We start from the raw sequence: 13,822 nt of genomic DNA, 5'->3' as shown, positions 1-13,822 counted from the left end.
CGCGCAGTCCGCGCGATCCTCGGCGCCGCCCTTGAGGCCTCGGCCCAGCACCAGCCTCGCGCGCGCAGTCCGCGCGAGCCTCGGCGCCGCCCTTGAGGCCTCGGCCCAGCACCACGCCCAGCCGGGCATGAAGCTCAGCCCGCGCCCGGCTCGACCCCACGCCCAGCCGGGCATGAAGCTCAGCCCGCGCCCGGTCCGGCATCCGCCCCGGCGGGACCTCAGGCGCTCAGTCCCGCCACTCCGACGCCAGCGCCGGACCCAGGTGGTCCAGGTACGTCTCGGTCAGGTCCCGCATCGCGCACACCGTCAGTTCCGTGCCCCGGCCCCACAGTTGGCCGGTCACCCGCATCACCCCGCTGAACGCGGCCACCGCCACCCGGGGGCGCGGGTCGGCGTCCACGTCCAGGCCCTCGCGTTCGGCGATGAGCCGGGCGATCCGCTCCTCCATCTCCGTGGCGCGGCGCAGGTGCACCGCGAGCAGCGCCGGGGTCGACTCGATGACCTGGAACATCCGCAGGTGCAGCTCGACCGGTACGACCGCCTCGATCGCCTCGCCGATGGTGTCCCAGGCGCTCAGCACCGCGTTGCGCATCGCGTCGAACGGCGCCTCCTCGGCGGGCCGCTCGACCAGCGCCTCGTAGAAGCGCTCCTCGACCATCTGCTGAACGGCGAAGGCGACCTCCTCCTTGCTCGCGAAATAGCGGAAGAAGGTGCGCTGGGAGACGTCCACGGCGGCCGCGATCTCGTCGACGGTCGTGCGTTCGTAGCCCTTGCCGGTGAAGAGCTCAAGGGCGACGCGTACGAGGGTGTCCCGGGTGCGCTGCTTCTTCCGTTCCCGGAGGCCGGAAACCGTCACGTCAATGGTCCTTCTCTCTGCCACTTCGACCGCTCAGCGTACGTCGGCCCACCTGTGAGCCACCTGACAGTTACCGACGTGTGAATTGCTTTGTCAATTGTCAGTGGCTGTCATTAGCCTGCTCGCATGACTAGTCAGACCACCATCGACAAGGCGCCGCAGGGCCCTGGCGGCCAGGTTCCCGTCGTCGCGCCGTCCAAGGGGCTGCGCGGCCATCCCTGGTTGACGCTTTTCGCCGTGGCCATCGGCGTGATGATGGTCGCGCTCGACGGCACCATCGTCGCGATCGCCAACCCCGCCATCCAGAAGGACCTCGGCGCCTCGCTCGCCGACGTCCAGTGGATCACCAACGGCTATCTTCTGGCGCTCGCCGTCGCGCTGATCACCGCCGGCAAGCTCGGTGACCGCTTCGGCCACCGCCAGACCTTCCTCATAGGCATAGCGGGCTTCGCCGCCGCCTCCGGCGCGATCGGTCTCTCCGACTCGATCGCCCTCGTCATCGCCTTCCGGGTGCTCCAGGGCCTCTTCGGCGCCCTGCTGATGCCGGCGGCGCTCGGCCTGCTGCGCGCCACCTTCCCCGCCGAGAAGCTCAACATGGCCATCGGCATCTGGGGCATGGTCATCGGCGCCTCCACGGCGGGCGGCCCGATCGTCGGCGGTCTGCTCGTGGAGCACGTCAGCTGGCAGTCCGTCTTCTTCATCAACGTGCCGGTCGGCGTGGTCGCGCTCGTCTTCGGTCTGGTGATCCTCAAGGACCACCGCGCCGAGAACGCCCCGCGCTCCTTCGACGTCCTCGGCATCCTGCTGCTCTCCGGCGCGATGGCGTCCCTCATCTGGGGCATCATCAAGGCTGGCGAGTCCTGGGGCTGGGCGAGCGGCAACACCTGGGCGTTCCTGGGCGGCGCTGTTCTGCTCTTCGTCTTCTTCGCCGTCTGGGAGACCAAGGTCAAGGAACCGCTCATCCCGCTGGGCATGTTCCGCTCGGTCCCGCTGTCGGCCGGTGTCGTGCTGATGGTCCTGATGGCCTTCGCCTTCATGGGCGGCCTCTTCTTCGTGACCTTCTACCTCCAGGGCGTCAAGGGCCTCAGCCCGGTCGACAGTGGTATGCACCTGCTTCCGCTGACGGCCATGATGATCGTCTCCTCGCCGCTCGCCGGCGCGCTGATCACCAAGTTCGGCCCGCGGATCCCGCTGGTCGGCGGCATGGTGTGCACCGCCGGCGCGATGTTCGGCATGATCACCCTCACCGCCGGGACCGGCACGCTGGCCATGTCCCTGTGGTTCGCCCTCCTCGGTCTCGGCCTCGCGCCGGTCATGGTCGGCGCCACCGAGGTCATCGTCGGCAACGCCCCGCTGGAGCTCTCCGGCGTCGCCGGCGGCCTCCAGCAGGCCGCCATGCAGGTCGGCGGCGCGCTCGGCACCGCCGTGCTCGGCGCCGTGATGTCCTCCAAGGTCAGCAGCGCCTTCGCGGAGAACTGGGAGAAGGCCGGCATCCCCGTGCCGCCGGACCCGAAGCTGGAGCAGGCCGCCGAGTTCGGCATGGTCCCGGCCGAGATGGCCAAGGCGCCGGGCATGACGCCCGACCTCTTCGCCAAGATCGGCGGTGTCATCCACGACACCTTCATGTCGGGCATGGGCCTCGCCTTCACCGTCGCCGGTGTCGTGGCGGTCGTCGCGGCGCTGGTCGCGACCCTCACCAAGCGCGGCGAGAACGCCGAGGCGGGCGCGGGCGGCGCCCACATCTGACGCGCTCGCCCGCCTGACGCGCGCCCACATCTGACGCGTCAACACGGCACGTACGACAGCCCCGCCGGTCCGTCCGGCGGGGCTGTTCACCTATCAGGGTGAAACGCCCCGGACCCTCTTCCGTACCGGCCGGTCACCCCATCAGGCTTCTGATTACAGACAGTCACCACACGGGGGGTATCACCACGATGCGTAGCACCGTCACGAATGCGATCCTCGCCGCCGTCCTCGCGGCGGCCCTGCTCACCGCCCTGCCGGCCACCGCCACGGCCGCGCCGCCGCCCCGGCTCGGCTCCTGCGCCCCGGGGGCGCTCTGCCTCTGGCCGGGCGCCGACTTCCGGGGCGCCCGGCAGACGTACGAGCTCGCCGACACCGACATCGACAGCTGTGTCGCGCTCCCGGCGGGCGTCACCGCCGAGTCCCTCGCCAACCGCGTCGGCCGGCCGGTCACCGCCTACCAGTCGGCGGCCTGCGCGGAGACGGGCCAGTTCGAGACCTATCCCGGCAAGGGGACCTGGGTGCCCCGCTCCCCGTATGTCGTACGGGCTTTCAAGATCTGGGAGACGTAGGCGCCGGCACGTCCACCGGCCGCTCGGGCGGCGGCGACAGCCGCGCCACCTCCGCGCGCAGCTCCATGACCTCATGGGTGAGCGCCTCAAGGAGCGCGGTATGCCGGCGCTCCACCTCGTCGTCGCGCTCGAACCGGGAGATGAACCAGGCCGCGATGTTCGCGGTGACCACACCGAGCAGCGCGATCCCGGAGAGCATCAGGCCCACCGCGAGGACCCGCCCGAGCCCGGTGGTCGGCGCGTGGTCGCCGTACCCCACGGTCGTCATCGTGGTGAACGACCACCACACGGCGTCCCCGAGCGTCTTGATGTTGCCGCCCGGGGCGCCCCGCTCCACATGCAGCACGGCCAGCGAACCGAACATCATCAGCCCCACCACGGCCCCCGCCACATAAGTGGTGAGCGTGACCTGCGGCGCCATCCTCGCCCGCCGTCCGACCAGCAGCAGCGTGGAGACCAGCCGCAGCAGCCGCAGCGGCTGCACCAGCGGCAGCAGCACGGCCAGCAGATCCAGCGGATGGCTGCGTACGAAGTGCCACTTGCCCGGAGCCAGCACGAGCCGTACGGCATAGTCCACGGCGAACGCGCCCCACACCAGCCACTCCACCGCCGTGCACACCTCATGCACCCACGGGTCGGCGTCGGGCACGACGATGGGTACGGCGTAGGCAACGCCGAACGCCACTGCCAAGGCCAGCAGTGGCGTCTGGGTGCGCTTCTCCCAGCGATCCTTCATGCCGGGAATCGTAAGGCGGTGCGGGGGGTCGTTATCCCCCCGCACCTGTCGCTACGCGTCTCCGCCGGCGGCGCCGGGGTCGGCGGCGGCCACGTCCAGGAGCTGGTAGCGGTCCACGGCCTGCTTCAGCACCGAGCGGTCCACCTTGCCGTCCCGGGCGAGCTCGGTGAGCACCGCCAGGACGATCGACTGGGCGTCGATGTGGAAGTAGCGGCGGGCGGCGCCGCGGGTGTCCGCGAAGCCGAAGCCGTCGGCGCCCAGCGAGGTGTACGCACCCGGCACCCAGCGCGAGATCTGGTCCGGAACCGACCGCATCCAGTCGGAGACTGCCACGAACGGACCCTGGGCGCCCTGGAGCTTCCGCGTGACATAGGGAACGCGCTGCTCCTCCTCCGGGTGGAGCAGGTTGTACTCCTCCACCTCGACGGCGTCCCGGCGCAGCTCGTTCCAGGACGTCGCCGACCAGACGTCGGCCTTGACGTTCCACTCCTCGGCGAGCATCTTCTGCGCCTCGACCGCCCACGGCACCGCGACACCCGAGGCCATGATCTGCGCCGGGATCGCGCCCGACTCGCCGGCCTTGAAGCGGTAGATGCCCTTGAGGATGCCCTCGGCGTCCACGTCCGCCGGCTCGGTCGGGTGCTGGATCGGCTCGTTGTAGACGGTCAGGTAGTAGAAGACGTCCTCGGGCTTCTCGCCGTACATCCGCCGCAGACCGTCCTTGACGATGTGCGCGATCTCGAAGCCGAAGGCCGGGTCGTAGGCGACACAGCCGGGGTTCGTCGAGGCGAGCAGCTGCGAGTGGCCGTCCGCGTGCTGGAGGCCCTCACCGGTCAGGGTCGTACGGCCGGCGGTCGCGCCGAGCACGAAACCGCGCGCCAGCTGGTCGGCCATCTGCCAGAACTGGTCGCCGGTCCGCTGGAAACCGAACATCGAGTAGAAGACGTAGACCGGGATCAGCGGCTCGCCGTGTGTGGCGTACGCCGAACCGGCCGCGATCAGCGACGCCGTGCAGCCCGCCTCGGAGATGCCGTCGTGCAGCATCTGCCCGGTCGGGGATTCCTTGTAGGCGAGCAGCAGCTCACGGTCCACGGCCTCGTACTGCTGCCCCAGCGGGTTGTAGATCTTGGCGCTCGGGAAGAACGAGTCCATACCGAAGGTGCGGTACTCGTCCGGCGCGATCAGCACGAACCGCTTGCCGATCTCCTTGTCCCGCATCAGGTCCTTCAGCAGCCGGACGAACGCCATCGTGGTGGCGATCGACTGCTGGCCGGAGCCCTTCTTGACCGCGGCGTACGTCTTCTCCTCGGGGAGGACCAGCGGCTTCGACCGCACGACACGGGTGGGGACGTACCCGCCCAGCGCCTTGCGGCGGTCGTGCATGTACTGGATCTCCTCCGAGTCGCGGCCCGGGTGGTAGTAGGGCGGAAGGCCCTCCTCCAGCTGCTTGTCCGTGATCGGGATGTGCAGCCGGTCGCGGAAGCCCTTGAGGTCGTCGACCGTGAGCTTCTTCATCTGGTGCGTGGCGTTGCGGCCCTCGAAGTTGGGGCCCAGCGTCCAGCCCTTGATCGTCTTGGCGAGGATCACCGTCGGCTGGCCCTTGTGGGCCTTGGCCGCGGCGAACGCCGCGAAGATCTTCTTGTGGTCGTGACCGCCACGGCCCAGGTGCAGGATCTGGTCATCGGTCATGTCCGCGACCATCGCGCGCAGCCGGTGGTCGTCGCCGAAGAAGTGGTCGCGGATGTACGAGCCGGTCTCGGTGGCGTACGTCTGGAACTGGCCGTCGGGCGTGGTGTTCATCCTGTTGACGAGCACACCGTCGCGGTCCTGGGCGAGCAGCGGGTCCCAGGAACGGTCCCAGACCAGCTTGACGACGTTCCAGCCGGCGCCGCGGAACTGCGACTCCAGCTCCTGGATGATCTTGCCGTTGCCGCGCACCGGGCCGTCGAGCCGCTGCAGGTTGCAGTTGACGACGAAGGTCAGGTTGTCCAGGCCCTCACGGGCGGCGATGGACAGCTGGCCGAGCGACTCCGGCTCGTCCATCTCGCCGTCGCCGAGGAACGCCCACACGTGCGACTTGGAGGTGTCGGCGATGCCGCGCGCCTCCATGTAGCGGTTCATCCGGGCCTGGTAGATCGCGCCGAGGGGGCCGAGGCCCATCGAGACGGTCGGGAACTCCCAGAAGTCCGGCATCAGCCGCGGGTGCGGGTAGGACGACAGGCCGTTGGGGAACTTCGACTTCTCCTGGCGGAAGGCGTCGAGCTGGTTCTCGTTCAGCCGGTCGAGCAGGAACGCGCGGGCGTAGATACCGGGCGACGCGTGGCCTTGGAAGAAGATCTGGTCGCCACCGTCGCCCTCGTCCTTGCCGCGGAAGAAGTGGTTGAAGCCGACGTCGTAGAGCGAGGCGGACGAGGCGAAGGTGGCGATGTGCCCACCGACCCCGATGCCCGGGCGCTGCGCGCGCGAGACCATCACCGCCGCGTTCCAGCGGGTCGCGTTGAGGACCTTGCGCTCGATCTCCTCGTTGCCCGGGAAGAACGGCTCGTCCTTGGTGGCGATGGTGTTCACGTAGTCCGTGCTGCGCATCTCGGGCACGGCCACGCGCTTCTCACGCGCCCGCTCGATCAGGCGGAGCATCAGGTAGCGGGCCCGCTCACGGCCCCGCTCGTCGACGGCGGCGTCGAGCGAGTCGAGCCATTCCTGGGTCTCTTCGGGATCGAAGTCCGGGACCTGGCTGGGAAGGCCGCCAATGATGATCGGGTTGCGATCGGATCCGGAAGCCACGCTATTCCTTCGCTGTTCGGTGGTGCCTACGGGGAGTACGGGGATGTCCATCGTGTACCCCGCAGGCGTAAACGTCATCTCTACCGAGAGGTAACCACGCCTGGGTTCTCAGTTCGGCCAAATCGCAACCTTACGCCCACTCCGACCAGCTGTTTCGTCGGCCGGTTCGACTTTGGAAGGTGCACTCGATCCCCACGGGACCCGTACGGGTTCCTTACGTGGCCCCCGGCCTTACCGTAGAACGCGACAAACATGGGCAAGTGGTGTGGCATGGATCACGAGGGCCACTCACCGCAGAGGCTGAAGTTGCGGCGAGACGGCCCCAAACGTCACCGTTTCGGCGGTCTCGACGGCCGGGTACTTGCGCGATCCGCCCAGCCCGTGTGGACTACGGCCAACGCCGCGCGTACGCGCGCGGCCCGCAGCACTATTCCGAAAACGATCAGGAGGCAAGCCGTGAGCGCGACCGCGGACCACGCGGAGGAGCGGACCAACCCGGCAGCGAGGCTGGGGTTCGAGCCCGGACAGGTGGTCCAGGAGATCGGCTTCGACGACGACGTCGACCACGAGCTCCGTGAAGGCATCGAGGCCATCATCGGCCAGGATCTCGTCGACGAGGAGTACGACGACGTCGCAGACGGCGTCGTGCTCTGGTTCCGGGACGAGGACGGCGACCTCACGGATGCCCTGGTGGACACCATCAGTCTCCTCGAGGATGGCGGGGTCATCTGGCTGCTGACGCCCAAGACGGGCCGGGACGGTTACATCGAGCCCAGTGACATCAGCGACGCCGCCCAGACCGCGGGTCTCTCCCAGACGAAGAGCATCAGCGTGGCCAAGGAGTGGTCGGGCAGCCGCCTGGTCGCCCCCAAGGCCGGCCGCCGCTGAGCCTTCCCCAAGCAATCAGGAGCCCCCGCCGACCTCCGTCGGCGGGGGCTCTGTGCGTAGTCTGGGTCTTCACTACTTCGGCCCAGTGAAGGGAAGCGTCTGACATGGCGATCGAGGTCGGCACCAAGGCCCCGGACTTCGAGCTCAAGGACAACCACGGCCGCACCGTGAGGCTCTCGGACTTCCGCGGCGAGAAGAACGTGGTGCTGCTCTTCTACCCCTTCGCCTTCACCGGCGTCTGCACCGGTGAGCTGTGCGCCCTGCGCGACGAGCTCCCCAAGTTCGTCAACGACGACACCCAGCTGCTCGCGGTCTCCAACGACTCCATTCACACCCTGCGCGTCTTCGCCGAGCAGGAGGGCCTGGAGTACCCGCTGCTCTCCGACTTCTGGAAGCACGGCGAGGCGTCGCGCGCGTACGGCGTCTTCGACGAGGACAAGGGCTGCGCGGTGCGCGGCACCTTCATCATCGACAAGGAGGGCACGGTCCGCTGGACCGTCGTCAACGAGCTGCCGGACGCCCGCGACCTGAACGACTACGTGAAGGCGCTCGACACCCTCTGAACATCTGGGCGAAGTGTCTGTTTCGACGGGGAACCCGTCACTAGGATCCACTCGTTGATCCGATGCCAACGCACGACGGGGGCGCTGCCCCTGAAAAACCAATGGAGGGACTCGTGGGAGTCAGCCTCAGCAAGGGCGGCAACGTCTCGCTGACCAAGGAGGCCCCGGGCCTGACGGATGTCACCGTCGGTCTGGGCTGGGACATCCGTACCACCACCGGTACGGACTTCGACCTCGACGCCAGCGCGATCCTGGTCAACGCCGAGGGCAAGGTCCGCAACGACCAGGACTTCGTGTTCTTCAACAACCTGAAGAGCGCGGACGGCTCGGTCGAGCACACCGGTGACAACCTCACCGGTGAGGGCGAGGGCGACGACGAGCAGGTCAAGGTCAACCTGGCCGGCGTCCCGGCCGACGTCGCCAAGATCGTGTTCCCGGTGTCGATCTACGACGCCGAGAACCGCCAGCAGTCCTTCGGCCAGGTCCGCAACGCGTTCATCCGCGTCGTGAACCAGGCCGGTGGCACGGAGATCGCCCGGTACGACCTCTCCGAGGACGCCTCGACCGAGACCGCCATGGTCTTCGGCGAGCTGTACCGCAACGGCGCGGAGTGGAAGTTCCGTGCCGTCGGCCAGGGTTACGCCTCGGGCCTGCGCGGCATCGCGCAGGACTTCGGCGTCAACGTCTGAGCCGCCACACCAGAACCGTCCGGCGCCGCACCTGAGTGCGGCGCCGGACGCGCCTTCGAGTAACACCTGACCGGGGAGGATCCATCGCATGGGCGTCACACTCGCCAAGGGAGGCAATGTCTCCCTCTCCAAGGCCGCACCCAACCTCACCCAGGTCCTGGTCGGGCTCGGCTGGGACGCGCGCTCGACCACCGGGGCGGACTTCGACCTCGACGCCAGCGCGCTGCTGTGCCAGTCCGGCCGGGTGCTGGGCGACGAGTGGTTCGTGTTCTACAACAATCTGACGAGCCCGGACGGCTCGGTGACGCACACCGGCGACAACCTGACGGGCGAGGGCGACGGCGACGACGAGTCGCTGATCGTGGACCTCGTGAAGGTGCCGGCCCATGTCGACAAGATCATCTTTCCGGTCTCGATCCATGAGGCCGACAACCGCGGCCAGACGTTCGGCCAGGTCAGCAACGCCTTCATCCGTGTGGTGAACCAGGCGGACGGCCAGGAGCTCGCCCGGTACGACCTCTCCGAGGACGCCTCGACGGAGACCGCGATGATCTTCGGTGAGCTGTACCGGTACGGCGGCGAGTGGAAGTTCCGCGCCGTCGGCCAGGGGTACGCGTCGGGGCTCCGGGGCATCGCTCTAGACTTCGGGGTCAACGTTTCGTAAAGCCGGGTACGGCGCGGGGGAGCCCCGTACACAACGATTGGGTAGCCAGTGGTCCTGAAAACCTTCGGCTGGTCGTTCGCAGTCACTGCGCTCGGCCTGGCCTTCGCCGCGTGGCAGTGGGGGTGGGAGGCGTTCGGGGTCGTACTGATCCTGTCGATCCTCGAGATCTCGCTGTCTTTTGACAACGCGGTCGTCAACGCCGGCATCCTCAAGAAGATGAATGCCTTCTGGCAGAAGATCTTCCTGACGATCGGCATTCTCATCGCCGTGTTCGGCATGCGGCTGGTCTTCCCCGTCGCCATCGTCGCCATCAGTGCCAAGGTCGGCCCCATCGAGGCCGTCCAGCTCGCCATGGACGATCCCGGGCGGTACGAGGCCCTGGTGACCGACGCCCACCCGGCCATCGCCGCCTTCGGTGGCATGTTCCTCCTGATGATCTTCCTCGACTTCATCTTCGAGGAGCGGGACATCAAGTGGCTCGGCTGGCTGGAGCGGCCGCTGGCCAAGCTCGGCAAGGTCGACATGCTGTCGGTCTGCATCGCGCTGATCGTCCTGCTCGTCACCGCGATGACCTTCGCCACCCACGCGCACACCAGCACCGGTTACCAGGACAAGTCCGCGACCGTGCTGCTCTCCGGCGTCGCCGGTCTGATCACGTACCTCATCGTCGGCGGTCTCTCCGGCTTCTTCGAGAACAAGCTGGAAGAGGAGGAGGAGCGCGAGCACGAGGAGGAGGAGAAGGCCAAGGCCGAGGGCAAGCCGGTCTCGGCGGTCGGTCTCGCCGGAAAGGCGGCGTTCTTCCTCTTCCTGTACCTGGAAGTCCTCGACGCCTCCTTCTCCTTCGACGGTGTCATCGGCGCCTTCGCCATCACCAACCACATCTTCTGGATGGCGCTCGGCCTCGGTATCGGTGCCATGTACGTCCGGTCGCTCACGGTCTACCTGGTCCGCCAGGGCACCCTGGACGACTACGTCTACCTGGAGCACGGCGCCCACTACGCCATCGGCGCGCTCGCCGTCATCCTGGTCATCACCATCCAGCACGAGATCAGCGAGCTCATCACCGGCACCATCGGTGTCGTGCTGATCGCCCTCTCCTTCTGGTCCTCGCTGGTCCGCAACAAGCGGCTCGCGCAGGCCGAGGGAAAAGCTGACTCCTCGGGCGACAAGGCCGACGTGTCCTCCGGGGTGTGACGGCCCCGCCGACGAGGAACGCTTCTGACGGGGCGGCCGGTGCACCCGGCCGCCCCGTCGGCACATCCGCAGGGGACCCCGCCGGAGCGGGGCAGAGGGGGGTGGGGGCATGGCCTTCTGGGACAGCCTGTTTCAGGGCAGGGCGGCGCAGTTCGATTCCGGCAGCGCCGCGAGCAACTCCATCGACCTCACCAAACGCCGCCCCTCGGTCTCCCTGACCAAACAGGGCGCCGCCACCGGCAATCTGCGGGTGAACCTCTCCTGGCGCATGCGCACCTCGGACATCGAGGGCCGCTCCAAGCAGAGCGGCCGACTGCTGCGCAACCCCGCGAAGCTCTTCAAGCCCGACGTCGTCCAGGCCCACACCCAGGGCGTGGTCAACGTCGACCTGGACATCGGCTGCCTGTACGAGCTCGCCGACGGCAGCAAGGGCGTCGTCCAGCCGCTGGGCGGCTTCTTCGGCGACCTGAACGCGGCGCCGTACGTGAAGCTCAGCGGCGACGACCGGTTCGGCGCCCCCTCGGGCGAGACGATATTCGTCAACCTCGACCACCGGGACGAGATCAAGCGGCTGCTGTTCTTCGTCTACATCTACGACCAGACCCCGGCCTTCGACCGGACGCACGCCAAGATGACGCTCTACCCGAGCAACGGCCCCCGGATCGAGATAGAGCTGGACGAGCGCGCGCCCCAGGCCCGCTCCTGCGCCGTGTTCTGCGTGGAGAACGTCAAGGGCGAGCTGATCGTCCGGCGCGAGGTGAGGTTCGTCTACGGCTTCCAGGCCGAGCTGGACCGGCTGTACGGCTGGGGCCTGCAGTGGGGGCGCGGCTACAAGGCCAAGAACTGAGCGCCGTGGCGGGCGGTGCGCCCTTACGGGCGGACGAACTGCGGGCCCATCGGGGGCAGCGTGAAGTTCGGGTCCGGTGCCGGGGCGGCCGCCGCGGCGGGCTGCGGATAGCCGTACGCGGGACCCGCCGACGACGGCTGCGGGTAGCCGTAGGCGGGGGCGGGAGCCTCCGGGGCGGCGTGCGGATAGCCGTAGGCGGGCCCGGGCGGGCTGGTCGGCTGCGGCGGCACCCCGACCGGCGCCGGGGGCTGCGGAGGCGGGGCGGGCAGATGAGCGGTGGCGTCGTCGGCGCCCGGTACGGGAGCGGGGGCCGGGGCCTGCGTGGTGGCGCCCTCGGGGGCCGCGGCCGCGGAGCCCTCGCCGTCCTGCGTGCCCTCGTCCACCGAGATGCCGAACGCCGTCGCGAGGCCGACCAGACCCGTCGGATAGCCCTGACCGACCGCGCGGAACTTCCAGCCCTCCCCGCGCCGGTACAGCTCCCCGCAGATGATCGCCGTCTCCTCGCCGGTCTCCGCCTTCACGTCGAAGACGGCCAGCGGCTCACCGTCGGCCGCACCCGCGTCGTACAGCATGATCCGCAGGTCGTGGACGTGCTCGAAGGTGTCCCCGTCGGACGAGGCCGCGAGCACGACCTGGTCGACGGACGGGTCGAGCGCCGCCAGATCCGCCTCCACGGTGTCGGTCAGCGCCTGGGCCACCCGCTTCTTGGACAGCCGGCGCACCAGACCGGAGGGGTGGCGCGGCTGGTTGTAGAAGACGAAGTCCTCGTCGGAGCGCACACGGCCGTCGGTGCCGAGCAGCAGGGCGGAGGCGTCCACGTCGGGTACGCCGGCGCCCGGGGTCCAGCGCAGTACGGCCCGTACGGCCGCGGCGTCAAGAGGGACGTTCGAGCCCTTCAGCATCGCGTGCGTCATGCCGGTCATCCTGCCTTCCCGCAGGCCCCGCGGACAACGCGGGGCACCCGAGCTCCGCCGTGGCCTACGCTCAGGACACTGAGGCGAAGCAGACGGGTCACCTGAATTTCACGGACACGGGGAACTCTTGACACCCGTCCCTACGTACTATTACCGGCCACATGTTGTCAGGGCCGTCACGGCAGTTCGGGGGATTCGCATGCGTCATTTCGGGCATATCTCATCCTCTGCCAGAGCCGGGCTCTTCCATCAGGAGCCCGGTGAGTTCGACTCGGACTCTCCGGCGGGCACCCTGGCGGCCGCTCTCGGAGCCACCCTCTACTCGCCCGCGACCAGGCCTCACCTCGCCGACGACGTGCTCAAGCAGACCGCACGGGGCGTCGTGTCGATGGTGCTCTGCCTGGAGGACTCCATCGATGACCGGGACGTGGAGGCGGCCGAGGCCAACCTCGTCCGGCAGTTCGCCGACCTCGACTCCCGTGGCGCGGAATCGCCCCTGCTCTTCATCCGGGTGCGCGACCCGCTCCAGATGCCGGACCTGGCCCGAAGACTCGGCCCCACTGTCCGGCACCTGTCCGGATTCGTCCTGCCGAAGTTCACCGAGGAACGCGGCGTCCCGTTCATGGAGGCGCTCGCCCTCGCCGAGACCGAGGCCGGGCGGCGCCTTTTCGCCATGCCCGTCCTCGAATCGCCCGAGCTGCTCCACCTCGAAACCCGCGCCGCGACCCTCGCCGGGATCGCCCGCACCGTCGACAAGTACCGCGACCGGGTCCTCGCCCTGCGCCTGGGTGTCACCGACTTCTGCTCCGCCTACGGCCTGCGCCGCTCGCCCGACATGACCGCCTACGACGTCCAGCTCGTCGCCCATGTCATCGCCGACGTCGTCAACGTCCTCGGCCGCTCCGACGGCACCGGCTTCACCATCACCGGGCCCGTCTGGGAGTACTTCCGCCTCCAGGAGCGCATGTTCAAGCCGCAGCTGCGCCGCAGCCCCTTCATGGAGGGCCGCGCCGAGGAGCTGCGGACCGCGCTCATCGAGCACGACATGGACGGACTGCTCCGCGAGATCGAGCTCGACCGCGCCAACGGCCTGCTCGGCAAGACCTGCATCCACCCCTCGCACGTCCTGCCCGTGCACGCCCTGTCCGTGGTCAGCCACGAGGAGTACAGCGACGCACAGGACATCCTGCGGCCCGAGCGGGGCGGCGGCGGGGTGCTGCGCTCCGCGTACACGAACAAAATGAACGAAGTGAAGCCGCACCGCGCCTGGGCCGAACGGACCCTGCGCAGAGCCGAGGTCTTCGGCGTCGCCAAGGAAGACGTCGGCTTCGTGGAACTGCTCACCGCCGGACTGGCCGGCTGAAGGGGACTG

The 13,822-nt window shown here is 68.8% G+C and carries 13 protein-coding genes; 9 read left to right on the top strand and 4 right to left on the bottom strand.

From position 1 onward, the window contains the following. Nucleotides 1-226: 226 nt before the first annotated feature. Nucleotides 227-856 (bottom strand): TetR family transcriptional regulator, encoded by a 630-nt coding sequence (locus IEZ01_RS10170; protein ID WP_189201166.1) that lies wholly within the window; start codon nucleotides 854-856, stop codon nucleotides 227-229. A 252-nt stretch (nucleotides 857-1,108) separates the two neighbouring features. Here IEZ01_RS10170 and IEZ01_RS10165 point away from each other — a divergent pair, with 252 nt between their 5' ends. Both IEZ01_RS10165 and IEZ01_RS10160 read left to right on the top strand, forming a co-directional pair. Then, nucleotides 1,109-2,602 (top strand): MFS transporter, encoded by a 1,494-nt coding sequence (locus tag IEZ01_RS10165; protein WP_373287587.1) that lies wholly within the window; start codon nucleotides 1,109-1,111, stop codon nucleotides 2,600-2,602. A 188-nt stretch (nucleotides 2,603-2,790) separates the two neighbouring features. Continuing rightward, nucleotides 2,791-3,171, top strand: a complete 381-nt coding sequence (locus tag IEZ01_RS10160) for a peptidase inhibitor family I36 protein (protein ID WP_019886012.1) — start codon at nucleotides 2,791-2,793, stop codon at nucleotides 3,169-3,171. On the opposite strand, the gene IEZ01_RS10155 is transcribed toward IEZ01_RS10160, so the two are convergent. Together IEZ01_RS10155 and aceE are read right to left on the bottom strand one after the other, a co-directional pair. After that, nucleotides 3,152-3,907: a potassium channel family protein gene (locus tag IEZ01_RS10155; RefSeq protein ID WP_189201162.1), complete on the bottom strand. Its 756-nt coding sequence runs from the start codon at nucleotides 3,905-3,907 to the stop codon at nucleotides 3,152-3,154. The two genes, IEZ01_RS10160 and IEZ01_RS10155, sit on opposite strands and share 20 nt — an antisense overlap. A gap of 51 nt (nucleotides 3,908-3,958) precedes the next feature. Then, on the bottom strand, nucleotides 3,959-6,691 hold the full coding sequence (gene aceE / locus IEZ01_RS10150) for a pyruvate dehydrogenase (acetyl-transferring), homodimeric type (RefSeq protein ID WP_019886010.1): 2,733 nt from the start codon (nucleotides 6,689-6,691) through the stop codon (nucleotides 3,959-3,961). Between the two features lie 456 nt (nucleotides 6,692-7,147). Here aceE and IEZ01_RS10145 point away from each other — a divergent pair, with 456 nt between their 5' ends. The 6 genes from IEZ01_RS10145 (at nucleotide 7,148) to IEZ01_RS10120 (ending at nucleotide 11,536) form a co-directional block, all read left to right on the top strand. Then, complete coding sequence (locus IEZ01_RS10145) at nucleotides 7,148-7,579, top strand: DUF3052 domain-containing protein (RefSeq protein ID WP_189201160.1); 432 nt, start codon at nucleotides 7,148-7,150, stop codon at nucleotides 7,577-7,579. Nucleotides 7,580-7,683: 104 nt separating this feature from the next. After that, a complete protein-coding gene (locus IEZ01_RS10140) occupies nucleotides 7,684-8,142 on the top strand; it encodes a peroxiredoxin (RefSeq protein ID WP_019886008.1) in 459 nt (152 codons plus the stop codon). Between the two features lie 113 nt (nucleotides 8,143-8,255). Then, a complete protein-coding gene (locus IEZ01_RS10135) occupies nucleotides 8,256-8,831 on the top strand; it encodes a TerD family protein (RefSeq protein ID WP_028797485.1) in 576 nt (191 codons plus the stop codon). A gap of 88 nt (nucleotides 8,832-8,919) precedes the next feature. Continuing rightward, the gene (locus IEZ01_RS10130; RefSeq protein ID WP_019886006.1) at nucleotides 8,920-9,495 is read left to right on the top strand and encodes a TerD family protein; all 576 of its coding nucleotides are present in this window, start codon (nucleotides 8,920-8,922) and stop codon (nucleotides 9,493-9,495) included. 48 nt (nucleotides 9,496-9,543) lie between these two features. Continuing rightward, the gene (locus IEZ01_RS10125) at nucleotides 9,544-10,689 is read left to right on the top strand and encodes a DUF475 domain-containing protein (RefSeq protein ID WP_189201158.1); all 1,146 of its coding nucleotides are present in this window, start codon (nucleotides 9,544-9,546) and stop codon (nucleotides 10,687-10,689) included. Between the two features lie 109 nt (nucleotides 10,690-10,798). Continuing rightward, nucleotides 10,799-11,536 carry a TerD family protein gene (locus IEZ01_RS10120; protein WP_019886004.1) on the top strand — a complete coding sequence of 246 codons (738 nt, stop codon included), beginning with the start codon at nucleotides 10,799-10,801 and terminating at the stop codon, nucleotides 11,534-11,536. A 23-nt stretch (nucleotides 11,537-11,559) separates the two neighbouring features. Here IEZ01_RS10120 and IEZ01_RS10115 read toward each other — a convergent pair whose 3' ends face one another. Then, the gene (locus IEZ01_RS10115) at nucleotides 11,560-12,459 is read right to left on the bottom strand and encodes a TerD family protein (RefSeq protein WP_019886003.1); all 900 of its coding nucleotides are present in this window, start codon (nucleotides 12,457-12,459) and stop codon (nucleotides 11,560-11,562) included. Nucleotides 12,460-12,649: 190 nt separating this feature from the next. On the opposite strand from IEZ01_RS10115, the gene IEZ01_RS10110 reads away from it, so the two are divergent. Continuing rightward, nucleotides 12,650-13,813 (top strand): HpcH/HpaI aldolase/citrate lyase family protein, encoded by a 1,164-nt coding sequence (locus IEZ01_RS10110; RefSeq protein ID WP_189201156.1) that lies wholly within the window; start codon nucleotides 12,650-12,652, stop codon nucleotides 13,811-13,813. Nucleotides 13,814-13,822 lie beyond the last annotated feature (9 nt).

The organism is Streptomyces purpureus (assembly GCF_014648195.1).
Lineage (GTDB): Bacteria > Actinomycetota > Actinomycetes > Streptomycetales > Streptomycetaceae > Streptomyces > Streptomyces purpureus.
Note: the sequence above shows the minus strand (reverse complement) of the source record. Positions and strands in the feature narration are given on the sequence as shown.